Below are 13,353 nucleotides of genomic sequence, written 5' to 3'. Positions count from 1 at the left end.
GGGCTAGGCGGGGATCGTCTCGGCGACCGGCGTGGCGGCCTCGGGGGCGGCCGACGGCAGGTGCGCGCGCTGCGGTTCGCTGCGGTAGCGCGACGGCGCCCCATGGATCTTGCACATCCGCCACACGAGCTTGGCCGCCGGATTCATCAGCCCGGTGTCGTGGCACAGCATCCGCACATCCGCGAACACGTCGGACAGCATCTGCCGCGCCTCGGGTGAGCGGAAGAAGACCTCGCGCTTGACCGACTTCGGGATGTCGAATTCCTTCCAGAAGCTGCGCGGCGGCTTCAGGATCGCCGAGCACAGCACCCGCATGATGATCGGCACGTGCAGGGACAGCCAGAACCGCCTGCGCGCCCGCATGCCGGGCACCCGCTTCCGCAGGTACTCGTGGGCGAACGAGATGTGCCGGGCCTCCTCGGCCACGTGAATGGCCATCACGCGTTCCATGATCGGATGCAGGGAGCGGCCCTCGCGGAGCACGGCCTTCTGCGTGTGGTCGATGGGCTCCTCACCGGCCAGGACGCCGAAGAAGAACATGATCGGCACCGGTCCGGCGGCCAGTGGGATGAACGCCGACAACCACTTCAACATGCGTGGCATGCCCGGCACATCGGCGCCGATGCGGTTGACCATCTCCTGGAACATCATCGTGTGGTTGCACTCTTCGACAGATTCGTGCAGGCAGTAGCGGTACTCCGGGGAGCCGTTGGGCACCCAGAACGCGTAGTTCATCAGGCCGCGAATGAGGATCGACTCGAAGTGCAGACCGACCTTGGCGACGTTGGCCTGGCGCCACATACCGATCGCGATCTGCTTCTCGAGCGGTTGCGCCTGGTACCAGGGGTGCCGGCCCAGCGGGTCGGTGCCCGGCAGCACCCATCGCGGGTCGTCGGGGATGACCGCGAACTCCGGCGAGTCCCAGTCGATGTCGGTGTACGGGTTGAAGTTCCGCCGCACCGACCCCTCGGACAGTGTGGTGAGCATGTCGACGTAGGCCACGTCGTCGCCGACGTCCATGTTGCGCCGCCAACGGCGAATCGTCTTCGTGCGCGCTTGCGTACGTGCCATCGTGAAAGCCTCCCCAGAGGTTTACATCCGGACGTCTGATGTCCAACCACGGTACCGCAGGTACCGGACAGATTCCATACCCAGTTTCCTGGTGTTTCAACCGGCGCGACCCGAACGGCGCGTGGCGGCCGTCACCCCGACACAACCCGCATTCTGCCCAGATGCGCGGCTCATTACCCTTTATGGCATGGCCGACCAGCTCACGATCCCCGCCGACCTCAAGCCCAACGACGGACGCTTCGGGTGCGGCCCCTCGAAAGTCCGCCCCGAGCAGGTGCAGGCACTGGCCAGCCGGGGAGCGGAGCTCTTCGGCACGTCACATCGGCAGGCCCCGGTGAAGAACCTGGTGGGCCACGTCCGCGACGGCGTGCGAGAACTGTTCTCGGTCCCCGACGGATACGAGGTCATCCTGGGCAACGGCGGGTCCACCGCGTTCTGGGACGCCGCGGCGTTCGGCCTGGTCGAGTCGAAGTCCCTGCACCTCACCTACGGCGAGTTCAGCGCCAAGTTCGCCTCCGCGGTCGCCAAGAATCCGTTCGTCGGCGACCCGATCGTCGTCAAGGCCGACGCGGGCAGCGCCCCGGAGCCGCAGTCCGATCCGTCGGTGGACGTGATCGCCTGGGCCCACAACGAGACCTCGACCGGCGTCGCGGTGCCCGTCACACGCCCCGCCGGCTCCGACGGCAAGCTCGTCGTCATCGACGCCACCTCGGGTGCGGGCGGCCTGCCGGTCGACATCAACGACGTCGACGCCTACTACTTCGCGCCGCAGAAGAACTTCGCCAGTGACGGCGGCCTGTGGTTCGCGGTCATGTCCCCCGCGGCGCTGGCCCGCGTCGAGGCGATCGCCGCGTCCGGCAGGTGGGTTCCGGAGTTCCTGTCGCTGCCGATCGCGGTCGACAACAGCCTCAAGAACCAGACCTACAACACGCCCGCGATCGCCACGCTGGTGCTGATGGCCGAGCAGTTGGACTGGCTCAACGGCAACGGCGGTCTCGACTGGGCGGTCAAGCGCACCGCCGACTCCGCATCGCGCCTCTACTCCTGGGCCGAGGCCGCGTCGTTCGCGACGCCGTTCGTCGCCGACCCGGCACTGCGCTCGCAGGTCGTCGGCACGATCGACTTCAACGACGACGTCGACGCCGCCGCGGTGGCGAAGATCCTGCGCGCCAACGGGATTGTCGACACCGAGCCGTACCGCAAGCTCGGCCGCAACCAGCTTCGCGTGGCGATGTTCCCGGCCATCGATCCCGAGGACGTGACGGCGCTGACCCAGTGCGTCGACTGGGTCGTCGAGCGCCTCTGACACACCTGCCGTAATCCGTTCGTTATCCGGCCAGCGTGTCACGCCGAGATCACGGTTCCACTGCAGTAAGGTCCGCTGAAGGCGGGCCCGGCACGGTGGCCCCAAGGAGGTCGACATGCGGGATCTGAAGGTGGTCGGACTCGACGTCGACGGCAGGCACATCATCTGCGAGGACGACGTCACCGGGCGCACCGAGAAGTTCCGCCTGCGGGTCGACGAACGTCTTCGTGCGGCCGTCCGCGGCGACGCCGCCAGCGCGGGACAGACAGAGATCGAACTCGAGGTCAGAAGCGTGCTGCGCCCCAAGGAGATCCAGGCCCGCATCCGTGCGGGTGCGTCCGTCGAACAACTCGCCGAGTCCTCGGGGGTCGACCCGTCGCGCATCGAGCGGTTCGCCCACCCCGTGCTGCTGGAGCGGTCCCGCGCCGCGGAGCTGGCGACCGCGGCCCACCCGGTTCTCTCGGACGGACCCGCGGTGCTGACCCTGCTGGAGTCGGTGACCATGGCCCTGGTGTCGCGAGGACTCAACCCCGACGCCACGTCGTGGGACGCCTGGCGCAACGAGGACGGCCGCTGGACCGTGCAGGTGGCCTGGCAGGCCGGCCGCTCCGACAACGTCGCCCACTTCCGCTTCGCGCCGGGTGCGCACGGCGGCACCGTCACGCCCGTCGACGACGCGGCCCAGGAACTGGTGGACCCGAAGTTCGCCCGGCCGCTGCGCCCGTTGGCACCGGTGGCCCAACTGGACTTCGACGAGCCCACCGCGCCCGTCGCACACACTCCGGCACCGGCGGCACACACCCCGGCACCTGCTCCGCAGCCCGCCCCCACGCCGGCACCCGCCCCGCCGAAGCGTCAGGCCCGGACCAAGCGCGCCAAGCCCGAGGTGCCGGGCTGGGAGGACGTGCTGCTCGGCGTGCGCTCCAGCGGCGACCGCTGACCCGTCGCGGACTCGCTGGCCTCAGATCTGGCCGGACGCGGCCATGGCGAGCAGCACCAACCATCCGATCGCGACCCCGACGCCGGAACCCAGCACGAACCACCGCGCCACCGGCAGGCGGCGCCAGCCCCAGACCGTCGGCGCCAGACCGCCCACCGCGACGAGGTTCAGACCGACCGCGAGCAGTGGATGGACCCGCATCAGCCCGAGGCCGAGCACCACGATCAGCGCACCGACGACCGCGGCCGTGAAGGCGGCCACGGTCAGCCCAGTGCCCCACGGCGTCGGCTCCGATTCTCTGCGCAAGGTCACGGCTACGAATCTAGCTGTCCCTCGCCCGCTCGTAGAACGCCAAGGCGGCGGCGGTGGCGACGTTGAGTGAGTCCGTCCCGCGTGACATCGGGATGCGCACCCGCGCGTCGCTGGCCCGCATGACGGTCTCGGTCAGACCGGGCCCCTCAGCCCCGACCATGAATGCCACGCGATGGTCGCGCCGGACTTCCAGCGCCTCGGCCAGGGTCAGCGCCCGAGGGTCCGGTGTCATGGCGATGATCTCGAAGCCGTTGTCGCGCAGAATGTTCAGATCCTGCGGCCAGCTCTGCGCGCGGGCGAAGGGCACCAGCAGCGCGTGTCCCATCGAGACGCGCACCGCGCGCCGGTACAGCGGATCCGCGCACCCGGCACCGAAAACGACGGCGTCGACCGCCAATCCGGCTGCGTTGCGGAAGATCGATCCGAGGTTCTCGTGATCGTTCACGCCCTCGAGCACCGCGATCGTGCGGGCACCGTCGATGACATCGGGGACCGTCAGCGGCTCCGGTCTGCGCGCCGCGGCCAACACCCCGCGGTTGAGATGGAACCCGACCACCTCTGCCATCAACTCCGCACTGGCCCGGTAGTACGGCGCGGCCACGCCGTCGAGGTCGGCCGCGAGTTCGGACAGTCGACGGTCGGTGCCCAGCATCGCGTGCGCGGTGAACCGCGAGGCGAGCATGCGCTGCACCACCAACACACCTTCGGCGATCACCAGGCCGCGGCCACTGGGCAGGTCTGGGCGACGGTCCACCGAGTTCAGGTCGCGAAAGTCGTCCAACCTCGGATCGTCGGGATCATCGACGTCAATGACGTTGGCTGTCACGCGCTTTCGTCGACCAGCGCAGACATGAGGTCAGCCGCGCGCAGCAGCGTCGCCCGCTCGTCTGAACTCAACGTCGCGAGCCTGCGCTGCAGCCATTCCTGGCTGGCGCGCCGTTCGGCTTCGAGCAGTCCGACACCGGCGTCGGAGGCCGACACCAGCACCTGTCGACCGTCGACGGGATGCGGCGTGCGCACCACCAGACCCATGTCCCCGAGCGCGGCGATCACCCGCGTCATCGACGGGGGTCGCACCCGCTCCCTGATCGCCAACGTGCCGGGCGTCATCGCGCCTTCTTTGTGCAACGTCGCCAGCGCAGAGAGCTGCGACAGCGACACCGGCGAGTCCGGACGGCGGAACCTCAATTGTCTCGACAGCCTGATCACGGCAAGCGAGAGGTCGCCTGCCAGCCGACTCTCCACGTCTTTCACAGGGTGAACAATACGACAGCACTGTTTACACAGGGGGCAATTGCAGCACTGTCCACCCAACTGATCACGGTCGACTACCGTGATGGGGTGCCCGCAGACGCACCGACACCGGACCAGCGAAGCGCTGAACCCGAACCGCCGGCGCTGCCGAGGGCCTGGCTCGAACCGTGGCCGGTGATCGCGGTGGGGGCGCTGTTGTGGTTGCTCGCGACGGTCGCGGCGTTCACCGTCGCAGACCTGCAGACGTGGCGGCCGGTGTGCCTGGCCGGCCTGGGGACCGGTGTGGTCGGAACGTCAATCTTCCTCTGGCAGCGCAGCGCCGCCCGGCGCGGCGCCCGCGGTGCCCAGACCGGGCTCGACGGCTTCTAGCTCCTCGGCGGGCGCCTGACCGGCCTCCGAGGGAACCGACACATCCTCGGTGGTCGGCTCCTGTGCGAGGGGTTCAGCAGCGGTGGGCTCCTCCGCCGCTGACTCCTCAGCGGTCGGTTCCTCAGCGGTGGGCTCTTCAGCGCCCGGCACCTCGGCGGCAGCCTCAGCCGCGGGCGCTTCGGGTGTGTCCTGCGGCGCAGGATTGGCCGCGACGTCGAGCACCCCGTCGTCGTAGGGATCGAACAGGGGCGAGCCGGCACCTGCGGGGGCCGGGGTGTCCGAATGCGCGCCACACCCGTACCCGAAGTCGACGACGTGACCGTCGGCGGCCATCGCGTTGCCGCAGACGCCGAACATCGTGCCCAGCGAACCGGCCAGCGGCAGCAGATAGCCGCAGTCTCGGCAGGCCCGCTTGGTGGACCTCGCCATCGCGGAGTCCGGACCGTAGTCGCCGTCATGCCAGCGCTGCGCGGCGTCATCGCGCCCCCATGCGCTCATCACCTGGCGGCGGCCGAGACCGAGTTCCGCGGCGACGCGGTTCTCGTCGGGATCGCCGTTGAGCATGAACCCGGGCACCAGGCGCGGGTCGTCGGCGGGCGGCGCCAGAAGGTCGCCCGGGCTGAGATCACCGGGCCTGATCCGCTGGTCCCACGGCACCCACTCGGGTGCCAGCAGTGCCGTCGGCCCCGGCACCAACACGACCTCGCTGACGGTGGCGTGCGAGGCACCGGGGTAGCCGGCCACCACCACGGCCCACTGCCATCCGCGGTAACCGGGAAGCTCGGCCAGAAACCGGTGAGTGGCCGAGGTGGAGTCCTCGTGACTGGCGCCGAGATACTCGCCCACCGAGCCACCGCTCAACTCCTCGACAGCCTCCCGAGCCAGATCGACGGCTCCCAGAAGCAGCGTCGCGAGCGCATCGGGCATGTCGGCCCCAGCCTCGCTGACGGTGGCCGGAGACTCGTCTGTCGGCTGTTCGGTGTAATCGGTGGCGCTTTCCATCGGTGTCAATACTGCCTCAGCTCATACGCGACAGCCACACCGGTCACCTGAGCGCGCCGGTGCGCGGGTATAGGGAAGAATTGTCGTCGTGTCCGGGCGTCGACGTGATCAACCCTCCGAGTGGTCGTCACGCCCGACCCCGCACCCTCGCCGCCCGGCGACCGGAGAGCACCCCGGCATGGCCAATTACCCGTCGGATCCCGGCGCCAGCGCCAACCCTTACCTCCCCCCGCTGAACAGCGACCGCAGATACGAACGCGACGTTCCACCAGCTGAGGACGGTCGCCTCGGCGCCTCCGCCGAGGCGGGCACCCGCATCACCGTGACCCGCGCCGCGGCCATGCGCAGTCGCGAGATGGGGTCCCGGATGTACGGCCTGGTGCACCGGGCCGCCACCGCCGACGGTGCCGACAAGTCCGGCCTCACCGCACTGACGTGGCCCGTGATGGCCAACTTCGCCGTCGACGCCGCGATGGGTGTGGCGCTGGCCAACACCCTGTTCTTCGCGGCCGCCACGGCCGAGAGCAAGAGCCGGGTCGCGCTGTATCTGTTGATCACCATCGCGCCCTTCGCGGTGATCGCGCCGCTGATCGGCCCGGCGCTGGACCGTCTCCAGCACGGCCGACGGGTCGCGTTGGCATCCTCGTTCGGGCTGCGTACCGCGCTGGCGGTGGTGCTGATCGCGAACTACGACGCCGCCACCGGCAGCTTCCCGTCGTGGGTGCTCTACCCGTGTGCGCTCGGGATGATGGTGCTGTCCAAGTCCTTCTCGGTACTGCGCAGCGCGGTGACTCCGCGCGTCATGCCGCCGTCGATCGACCTGGTTCGCGTCAACTCCCGGCTCACGGTCTTCGGCCTGCTCGGCGGGACGATCGCCGGCGGAGGGATCGCGGCCGCCGTCGAGTACGTGATGACCCGACTCTTCGGCCTGCCGGGTGCGCTGTTCGTGATCGTCGCGGTCACTCTGGCCGGCGCCTGGCTTTCGATGCGGATCCCGCGCTGGGTCGAGGTGACCGCCGGCGAGGTGCCGGCCACACTGAGCTACCACGACGCATCCGACTCCGAGACGCATGTGCTCCGGCGGCGCCACGAGCCCGACGCCGCCGCGAAGACCGCGCCCAGACAGCCACTGGGCCGCAACATCATCACGTGCCTGTGGGGCAACTGCACCATCAAGGCGATGGTGGGATTCCTGTTCCTCTACCCCGCGTTCGTGGCCAAGTCCCATGACGCCAGCGGTCTCCAGCAGTTGGCCATCCTCGGCCTGATCGGCGTGGCCGCGGCCGTCGGCAACTTCGCGGGCAACTTCACCGCGGCCCGCCTGAAACTGGGCCGTCCCTCGGTGCTGGTGGTGCGCTGCGCGTTGGCCGTGACGGCGGTGGCACTGGCGACCGCGCTGACCGGCAACCTGTTCGTGGCGGCATTCGCCGCGCTGGTCACCTCGGGATCGAGCGCGATCGCCAAGGCCTCGCTGGACGCGTCTCTGCAGGACGACCTGCCGGAGAAGTCGCGCGCCTCGGCGTTCGGCCGTTCCGAGTCGGTGCTGCAGCTGGCCTGGGTGTTCGGCGGGGCGCTCGGCGTGCTGGTCTACACCGAACTGTGGGTGGGGTTCACCGCGATCACCGCGCTGCTGATTCCCCTTCTGGCCCAGACGGTGCTGAGCTTCCACGGCCAGTCATTGATTCCCGGCCTCGGTGGCAACCGCCCCGTGATGGTCGAACAGGAGGGGCCACGCACCCGTGACCCCCATCCCCGATCCCAGGCGGTGACGCGCGAGTGAAACGAACTGTGGCGGTGGTCAGCAGCCTGGCCGTCGTGGTGGCCTCGGCCGGAGCCGGTGTCGGCGCGTGGGCGCTGACCCGCGACGACGGGCATGACCTACCCGAGATCAGCGTGTATTCCCACGGAGAGCTGGTCCGGGTCAAGCCGTACCGGTACTGCAATCCGTTGAATCTCAACGACTGTGACCCCAACAGTGAACTGGGTGAGCTCGCCGTTGACCACCGCAACCCCGTGCAGTTGTCGGTCCCGACGGCCATCGCGCAGGCACCCTGGTGGCTGACGCTGGCCTATGAGGACGGCGAACAGTCGCTTCAGGTCATGGCCGGCGACCGGCTCGCCGTCACCATCCCGACCGTCGACCCGCAGCACGGTCGGCTGTTCGGCGTGGCGGTGGAGTTGCCGACGCTGATCGTGCTCGACGGCGAGGAGTTGCCCGCGTCGCACGCCGAATGGTCGGTGCGCACGGTGTGGGAGCAGCGCCAACCCGGAGCCGAGGACTAGGCCAGGCTCTTTCGCAGGAACTCCAGATCGGCGACGTGGCCGTCGGACGGGGTTTCGATGATCACATCGCATCCCGCGTCGCGGCACACCGCGGCGATCAGGTCCGAGTCGAAGGTGCCCGCGTCGAAGTTGGCGTGCCGGTCGGCCCCGGAGTCGAATCCGTCGCGAGAGTTGTTGGCGTGCACCAGGTCGATTCGGCCCGTGATGGCCTTGACCCGGTCGACGATGTCGGCCAACTCCTCGCCGCCGGCCCAGGCGTGGCAGGTGTCGAGGACGAAACCGGGGCCGTACTGCCCCACCGCGTCCCACAGCATCGCCAACCGGTCGAAGCGGCGGGCCATCGCATTGTCACCGCCCGCGGTGTTCTCGATCAGGATCGGCAGCGGGAAACCGCCCTGCTCCTCAGCGCGTTCGAACAGCTTGCGCCAGTTCTCGATTCCGGTCGCGGGATCGTCCTTGGCGGTGACGTGCCCGCCGTGGACCACCAGGCCCTTGGCGCCGATGGCGGCCGCGGCGTCGGCGTGCTGGTGCAGGATCTTGCGACTGGGGATGCGGATGCGGTTGTTGGTCGAGGCGACGTTGATGACATACGGCGAATGGATGTAGATCGCCAGGTCGCTGTCCCGCAGGGCGTCGGCATGAGGATGCTCGACCGGCTTCTTCCAGCCCTGCGGGTCGCCGAGGAAGAACTGGACGGCCTCGGCCCCCTCGGCCTCGGCGTGGGCCAGCGGATCCGCGGAGTCGACGTGTGCACCTAACAGAGCCATGCGTCCAGGCTACTTTCCGCGGGGACCGCACTGACCGCGGCGGTCACTGGCACCTCCGCGCCCGCACTGGGGGCATCAACCCAGGGGTTCGGCACCGTGCGCCGGCGGGACCCGCTCCCCCTCACGCGTCGGACCGGGCGGGGTGCCGTCACCGAAGGGCCTGCCGCCCAACGCTTCCCGGCCGTGGGGCGTGAGCCAGTTCGCGAGGTCTGGCCCCTTCGGCACGATCTGGGTGGGATTGATGTCGGAGTGCACGATGTAGTAGTGCCGTTTGATCTGGACGAAGTCGACCGTGTCGCCGAAGCCCGGCGTCTGGAACAGGTCTCGGGCGTAGGCCCACAGCACCGGCATCTCCGCGAGCTTGCTCCGATTGCACTTGAAGTGGCCGTGGTAGACGGGGTCGAACCGCGCGAGCGTGGTGAACAGCCGGACATCGGCCTCGGTGATCGTGTCGCCGACGAGATAGCGCTGAGTCGACAACCGCTCGGAGACCCAGTCCAACGCCGTGAACAACCGGTCGAACGCGGCCTCGTAGGCGGCCTGGCTGCCGGCGAACCCGCACCGGTACACACCGTTGTTGATCTCGGTGTAGATCCGCTTGGCCACCTCGTCGATCTCGGCCCGCAGCGGCTCGGGGTACAGCCGCGGCGCGCCGGGGCGGTGATACGCGGTCCACTCCGTGGACAGGTCCAACGTCATCTGCGCGAAGTCGTTGGTGACGACCTGCCCCGTCGGGACGTCCACCATGGCGGGCACCGTGATGCCCTTCGGGTAGTCCGGGAACCGTTTGAGGTAGGCGTCGCGAAGGCGCGGTATGCCCAGCACCGGATCGACCCCACCGGGGTCCAGGTCGAAGGTCCAGCTGCGCTGGTCGTGCGTGGGCCCGCAGAACCCTATGGACAGAACGTCTTCGAGGCCCAGCAGCCGTCGCACGATGATGGCGCGGTTGGCCCAGGGGCACGCCCTGGCCACGATCAGCCGGTAGCGGCCGGCCTCGACCGGATAGCCGTCGCGGCCATCGGCGGTGATCCGCGTGGTGATGTAGGCGGTGTCACGGTTGAACTCGCCGCCTGTGGCGACATAGGTCCCACCCGCAGGGGCATCAGATGAAGCGGCCATGCACTACAGCATGCCCGCCCCGGTGAGCTCAGGCGTCGAGTTCGCGTGCCACGGCCTTGACCACCTCAGACACCCTGCGGGCGACCTTGCGATCGGGGTAGCGGCCCTTGCGCAGTTCCGGCTGGACCGTCCCCTCCAGGAGCGTGATCATGTCCTCGACCATGCCGTGCAGTTCGTCGGGGGTGTGTTTGTGCTCAGCCGGGCCCGCGGACTCGCGCCGGGTGCGCGTCAGGCTGGGCGGCGGGTCAATGAGCTTCAGGCTCAGCGCCTGTGGGCCGCGCCGTCCGGCGGCGACGCCGAACTCGACCTTCTGCCCCGCCTTGAGACCTTCGACCCCAGCGGGCAGCGCAGATGAGCGGACGTAGACGTCCTCCCCATCCTCCTGAGACAGGAAGCCGAACCCCTTCTCGGCGTCGTACCACTTCACCCTGCCGGTAGGCACTGGTCTCTCACCTGCTTGTCCTACGGGTCGGCGAGGCCGACCTATCCAATACAAAACGAAGCGCCCCGCCTGCGCAGGGCGCGTAGTCAGGTTGATCCTACTCGGGCAGCCCCCGCCCCAGCATCCCAGTTCTCTGGGTAGTCTTGCGATACCCGTGGAGGTGACATGCGCCTGGTTCTCAACATCATCTGGTTGGTCTTCGGAGGTCTCTGGCTGGCGCTGGGTTACCTGGTGGCCGCGGTGATCTGCTTCGTCCTGATCGTCACCATCCCCTTCGGCTTCGCCTCGCTGCGGATCGCGTCGTTCGCGCTGTGGCCCTTCGGGCGCACCATCGTCGACAAGCCGGGCACCCGTCCGGGAGCACTGGTCGGCAATGTCATCTGGATCATCCTGTTCGGCTGGTGGCTCGCGCTCGGCCATCTGGTGAGTGCGGTGGCGATGGCCGTGACCATCATCGGAATCCCGCTGGCGTTGGCCGATCTGAAGATGATCCCGATCTCGCTGGTCCCGCTGGGCAAGGAGATCGTTCCGGTGGATTCGGTCCGCCAGGATCGGATCGGCCTGCCGACATGACCGTGACGGCCCTCGGCCTGCCGACCGTGTCCCGCGTGACGAGCCCGGCCCCCGCGACGGGCCCGCTGGTCGACACCTTCGGGCGCATCGCCACCGATCTTCGGGTGTCGCTGACCGATCGCTGCAATCTGCGCTGCACCTACTGCATGCCCGCCGAGGGGCTGGACTGGCTGCCCGGCGAGGCGTTGTTGTCCCCCGCCGAGCTGATCCGGCTGCTGGGCATCGCGGTGACCCGGCTGGGCATCACCAGCGTCCGCTTCACCGGCGGTGAACCACTGGTGGTCAAACACCTCGAGGAGGTGGTGTCCGCCACCGCGGCGCTGCGGCCCCGTCCGGAGATCGCGCTGACCACCAACGGACTGGGGCTGGCACGGCGGGCGCAGGCCCTGGTCGACGCCGGCCTGAATCGGGTGAACGTCTCGCTCGACACCGTCGACGCGGCGCGCTTCGCCGCGATCACCCGGCGGGACCGTCTCGACGACGTCATCGAGGGCCTGGCCGCGGCGCAGCGCGCCGGCCTCGGGCCCATCAAGGTCAACGCGGTGCTGGATCCCAACACCGGGCGTGAGGACGTCGTCGACCTGTTGACGTTCTGCCTTGAGCACGGCTATCAGTTGCGCGTGATCGAACAGATGCCGCTGGACGCCGAGCACCACTGGCGCCGGGATCAGGTGCTCACCGCCGACGACATCCTCAGCACGCTGCGCCGCCACTTCACTCTGACTCCGGACCCGGCGCCCCGCGGATCAGCGCCCGCCCAGCTGTGGCGGGTCGACGGCAGCGACGCGACCGTGGGCGTCATCGCCTCGGTGACCGAGGCGTTCTGTTCGGCGTGCGACCGCACCCGGTTGACGGCTGACGGACAGGTGCGCAACTGCCTGTTCGCCACCTCGGAGACGGATCTGCGAGCCCTGCTGCGCCGCGGCGCGGATGACGCCGAGATCGAGGCCGCCTGGCGGCAGACCATGTGGCGCAAGGCCGCAGGCCATGGCATCAACGACCCGGATTTCGTGCAGCCCAACCGCCCGATGAGCGCGATAGGCGGATGAGATGACCACTCAGCTCGGCGTGACGGTGACGGTGCGGTATTTCGCAGCCGCCAGCGCTGCCGCGGGCGTCGAGCAGGAGGTGCTCAGCGCACCGCCCGGCGTCACGGTGGCCGATGTGGTCGAACGGCTGGGCGCACGCAATCCCGACCTGGCTCGGGTGCTGCAGCGCTGCTCGTATTTGCGGGACGGCGTTGCTGTGCGCGATTTGACCAGCTCACTGCGGTCGGGTGAGACCCTCGACGTGTTACCGCCCTTCGCCGGCGGCTGAGAGTGATTTACATCACATAACGGACGGGTAACGGAATGGCCCGTGTCTAAGGGTGTCAAAACTGACCTGCGAGAACAGCCGAACATCTTGGGCATTTAGAGCCTTCTTAAGGTTTGCCACCTGCGGAAACGCCGTTCCACGCAAAAGGTGACGACAGGCCCTGTACCCGTTACCGTCGACTCTCAAGCCAGCCGAGCTCTACCCGGCGGCAGGCCCTCCCCTCCTATCGCGCCGAGCTCCATCCGTTGGGCAGGGGATCCGACCACCAACACGGATGGAGGCGGGGGACCCAACCGGTCCACCGACATCGGACCTGGAGCCGCACGCGGCTCCTAGGGGTGAAGCCGACACCGCATTCCGGATCACCGGACCGCGACGCCGGCCGGGCAACCTCTCCAGCCCGAACCCGACAGCTGACCTCGCAGGCGCATGACGAGAGGACTTCACCGACTTATGAGTGGACGGCATCGCAAGCCCACCCAATCGAGCAAGAACGTCGCGAAGATCGCCTTCACTGGCGCTGTGATCGGGGGCAGCGGCCTTGCCCTCGCCAGCCAGGCTGGCGCCGCCACTGACAGCGAATGGGACACCGTGGCCC

Annotated in this window: 16 protein-coding genes, 1 pseudogene and 1 riboswitch; of the genes and pseudogenes, 9 read left to right on the top strand and 8 right to left on the bottom strand. The window is 68.8% G+C overall.

What is annotated here, in order from left to right:
- Positions 1 to 3 precede the first annotated feature (3 nt).
- Positions 4 to 1,071, bottom strand: a complete 1,068-nt coding sequence (locus A5727_RS01290) for an AurF N-oxygenase family protein (protein WP_068243209.1) — start codon at positions 1,069 to 1,071, stop codon at positions 4 to 6.
- Between the two features lie 187 nt (positions 1,072 to 1,258).
- Here A5727_RS01290 and serC point away from each other — a divergent pair, with 187 nt between their 5' ends.
- Positions 1,259 to 2,377, top strand: coding sequence for a phosphoserine transaminase (gene serC / locus A5727_RS01285; RefSeq protein WP_068243206.1), 1,119 nt, complete (start codon positions 1,259 to 1,261; stop codon positions 2,375 to 2,377).
- 115 nt (positions 2,378 to 2,492) lie between these two features.
- Positions 2,493 to 3,317 carry a septation protein SepH gene (sepH, locus tag A5727_RS01280; protein ID WP_068243203.1) on the top strand — a complete coding sequence of 275 codons (825 nt, stop codon included), beginning with the start codon at positions 2,493 to 2,495 and terminating at the stop codon, positions 3,315 to 3,317.
- Between the two features lie 21 nt (positions 3,318 to 3,338).
- Here the strand turns inward: sepH and A5727_RS01275 are convergent, their stop codons facing one another.
- Genes A5727_RS01275 through A5727_RS01265 form a run of 3 tightly spaced genes read right to left on the bottom strand, consistent with a single transcriptional unit; the run spans position 3,339 to position 4,883 of the window.
- Complete coding sequence (locus A5727_RS01275) at positions 3,339 to 3,629, bottom strand: DUF2537 domain-containing protein (protein ID WP_197507551.1); 291 nt, start codon at positions 3,627 to 3,629, stop codon at positions 3,339 to 3,341.
- Between the two features lie 10 nt (positions 3,630 to 3,639).
- Complete coding sequence (locus A5727_RS01270; RefSeq protein WP_068243197.1) at positions 3,640 to 4,455, bottom strand: TrmH family RNA methyltransferase; 816 nt, start codon at positions 4,453 to 4,455, stop codon at positions 3,640 to 3,642.
- Positions 4,452 to 4,883, bottom strand: a complete 432-nt coding sequence (locus tag A5727_RS01265; RefSeq protein WP_068243194.1) for an Rv0880 family HTH-type transcriptional regulator — start codon at positions 4,881 to 4,883, stop codon at positions 4,452 to 4,454. Before A5727_RS01265 ends, A5727_RS01270 begins: the two co-directional genes overlap by 4 nt.
- Positions 4,884 to 4,970: 87 nt before the next feature.
- Here A5727_RS01265 and A5727_RS26750 point away from each other — a divergent pair, with 87 nt between their 5' ends.
- Positions 4,971 to 5,252 (top strand): DUF2530 domain-containing protein, encoded by a 282-nt coding sequence (locus A5727_RS26750; protein ID WP_082949524.1) that lies wholly within the window; start codon positions 4,971 to 4,973, stop codon positions 5,250 to 5,252.
- Here the strand turns inward: A5727_RS26750 and A5727_RS01260 are convergent.
- A complete protein-coding gene (locus A5727_RS01260; protein WP_068243192.1) occupies positions 5,178 to 6,254 on the bottom strand; it encodes a DUF3027 domain-containing protein in 1,077 nt (358 codons plus the stop codon). The genes A5727_RS26750 and A5727_RS01260 overlap by 75 nt on opposite strands.
- Positions 6,255 to 6,432: 178 nt before the next feature.
- Between A5727_RS01260 and A5727_RS01255 the strand changes: the two genes are divergently transcribed.
- Both A5727_RS01255 and A5727_RS01250 read left to right on the top strand, forming a co-directional pair.
- Complete coding sequence (locus A5727_RS01255; protein ID WP_068243189.1) at positions 6,433 to 8,034, top strand: MFS transporter; 1,602 nt, start codon at positions 6,433 to 6,435, stop codon at positions 8,032 to 8,034.
- Complete coding sequence (locus A5727_RS01250; RefSeq protein ID WP_068243186.1) at positions 8,031 to 8,537, top strand: DUF2771 domain-containing protein; 507 nt, start codon at positions 8,031 to 8,033, stop codon at positions 8,535 to 8,537. The genes A5727_RS01255 and A5727_RS01250 overlap by 4 nt, the downstream gene beginning before the upstream one ends.
- Here A5727_RS01250 and A5727_RS01245 read toward each other — a convergent pair.
- From A5727_RS01245 to A5727_RS01235, 3 genes are all read right to left on the bottom strand, one after another.
- On the bottom strand, positions 8,534 to 9,304 hold the full coding sequence (locus A5727_RS01245; RefSeq protein WP_068243183.1) for a deoxyribonuclease IV: 771 nt from the start codon (positions 9,302 to 9,304) through the stop codon (positions 8,534 to 8,536). The genes A5727_RS01250 and A5727_RS01245 overlap by 4 nt on opposite strands.
- A gap of 75 nt (positions 9,305 to 9,379) precedes the next feature.
- Positions 9,380 to 10,423, bottom strand: coding sequence for a glutathione S-transferase family protein (locus tag A5727_RS01240; RefSeq protein WP_068243179.1), 1,044 nt, complete (start codon positions 10,421 to 10,423; stop codon positions 9,380 to 9,382).
- Between the two features lie 28 nt (positions 10,424 to 10,451).
- Positions 10,452 to 10,865, bottom strand: coding sequence for a cold-shock protein (locus A5727_RS01235; RefSeq protein WP_068243176.1), 414 nt, complete (start codon positions 10,863 to 10,865; stop codon positions 10,452 to 10,454).
- Positions 10,866 to 11,030: 165 nt separating this feature from the next.
- On the opposite strand from A5727_RS01235, the gene A5727_RS01230 reads away from it, so the two are divergent.
- The 4 genes and pseudogenes from A5727_RS01230 to A5727_RS01215 form a co-directional block, all read left to right on the top strand.
- Positions 11,031 to 11,438, top strand: a complete 408-nt coding sequence (locus tag A5727_RS01230; RefSeq protein WP_068243173.1) for a YccF domain-containing protein — start codon at positions 11,031 to 11,033, stop codon at positions 11,436 to 11,438.
- Positions 11,435 to 12,487: a GTP 3',8-cyclase MoaA gene (gene moaA / locus A5727_RS01225; RefSeq protein ID WP_068243169.1), complete on the top strand. Its 1,053-nt coding sequence runs from the start codon at positions 11,435 to 11,437 to the stop codon at positions 12,485 to 12,487. The genes A5727_RS01230 and moaA overlap by 4 nt, the downstream gene beginning before the upstream one ends.
- Position 12,488: 1 nt before the next feature.
- Entirely contained in the window at positions 12,489 to 12,755 is a 267-nt protein-coding gene (locus A5727_RS01220) for a MoaD/ThiS family protein (RefSeq protein ID WP_068243166.1), read from the top strand.
- Positions 12,756 to 12,974: 219 nt separating this feature from the next.
- A riboswitch (cyclic di-AMP (ydaO/yuaA leader) is annotated at positions 12,975 to 13,199 on the top strand.
- A 9-nt stretch (positions 13,200 to 13,208) separates the two neighbouring features.
- Positions 13,209 to 13,353, top strand: a pseudogene (locus A5727_RS01215) (transglycosylase family protein); the annotation flags it as partial.

The sequence above is a fragment of the Mycobacterium sp. ACS4331 genome (assembly GCF_001667265.1).
GTDB lineage: Bacteria > Actinomycetota > Actinomycetes > Mycobacteriales > Mycobacteriaceae > Mycobacterium.
This window is presented reverse-complemented; position numbering and strand designations above follow the sequence as displayed.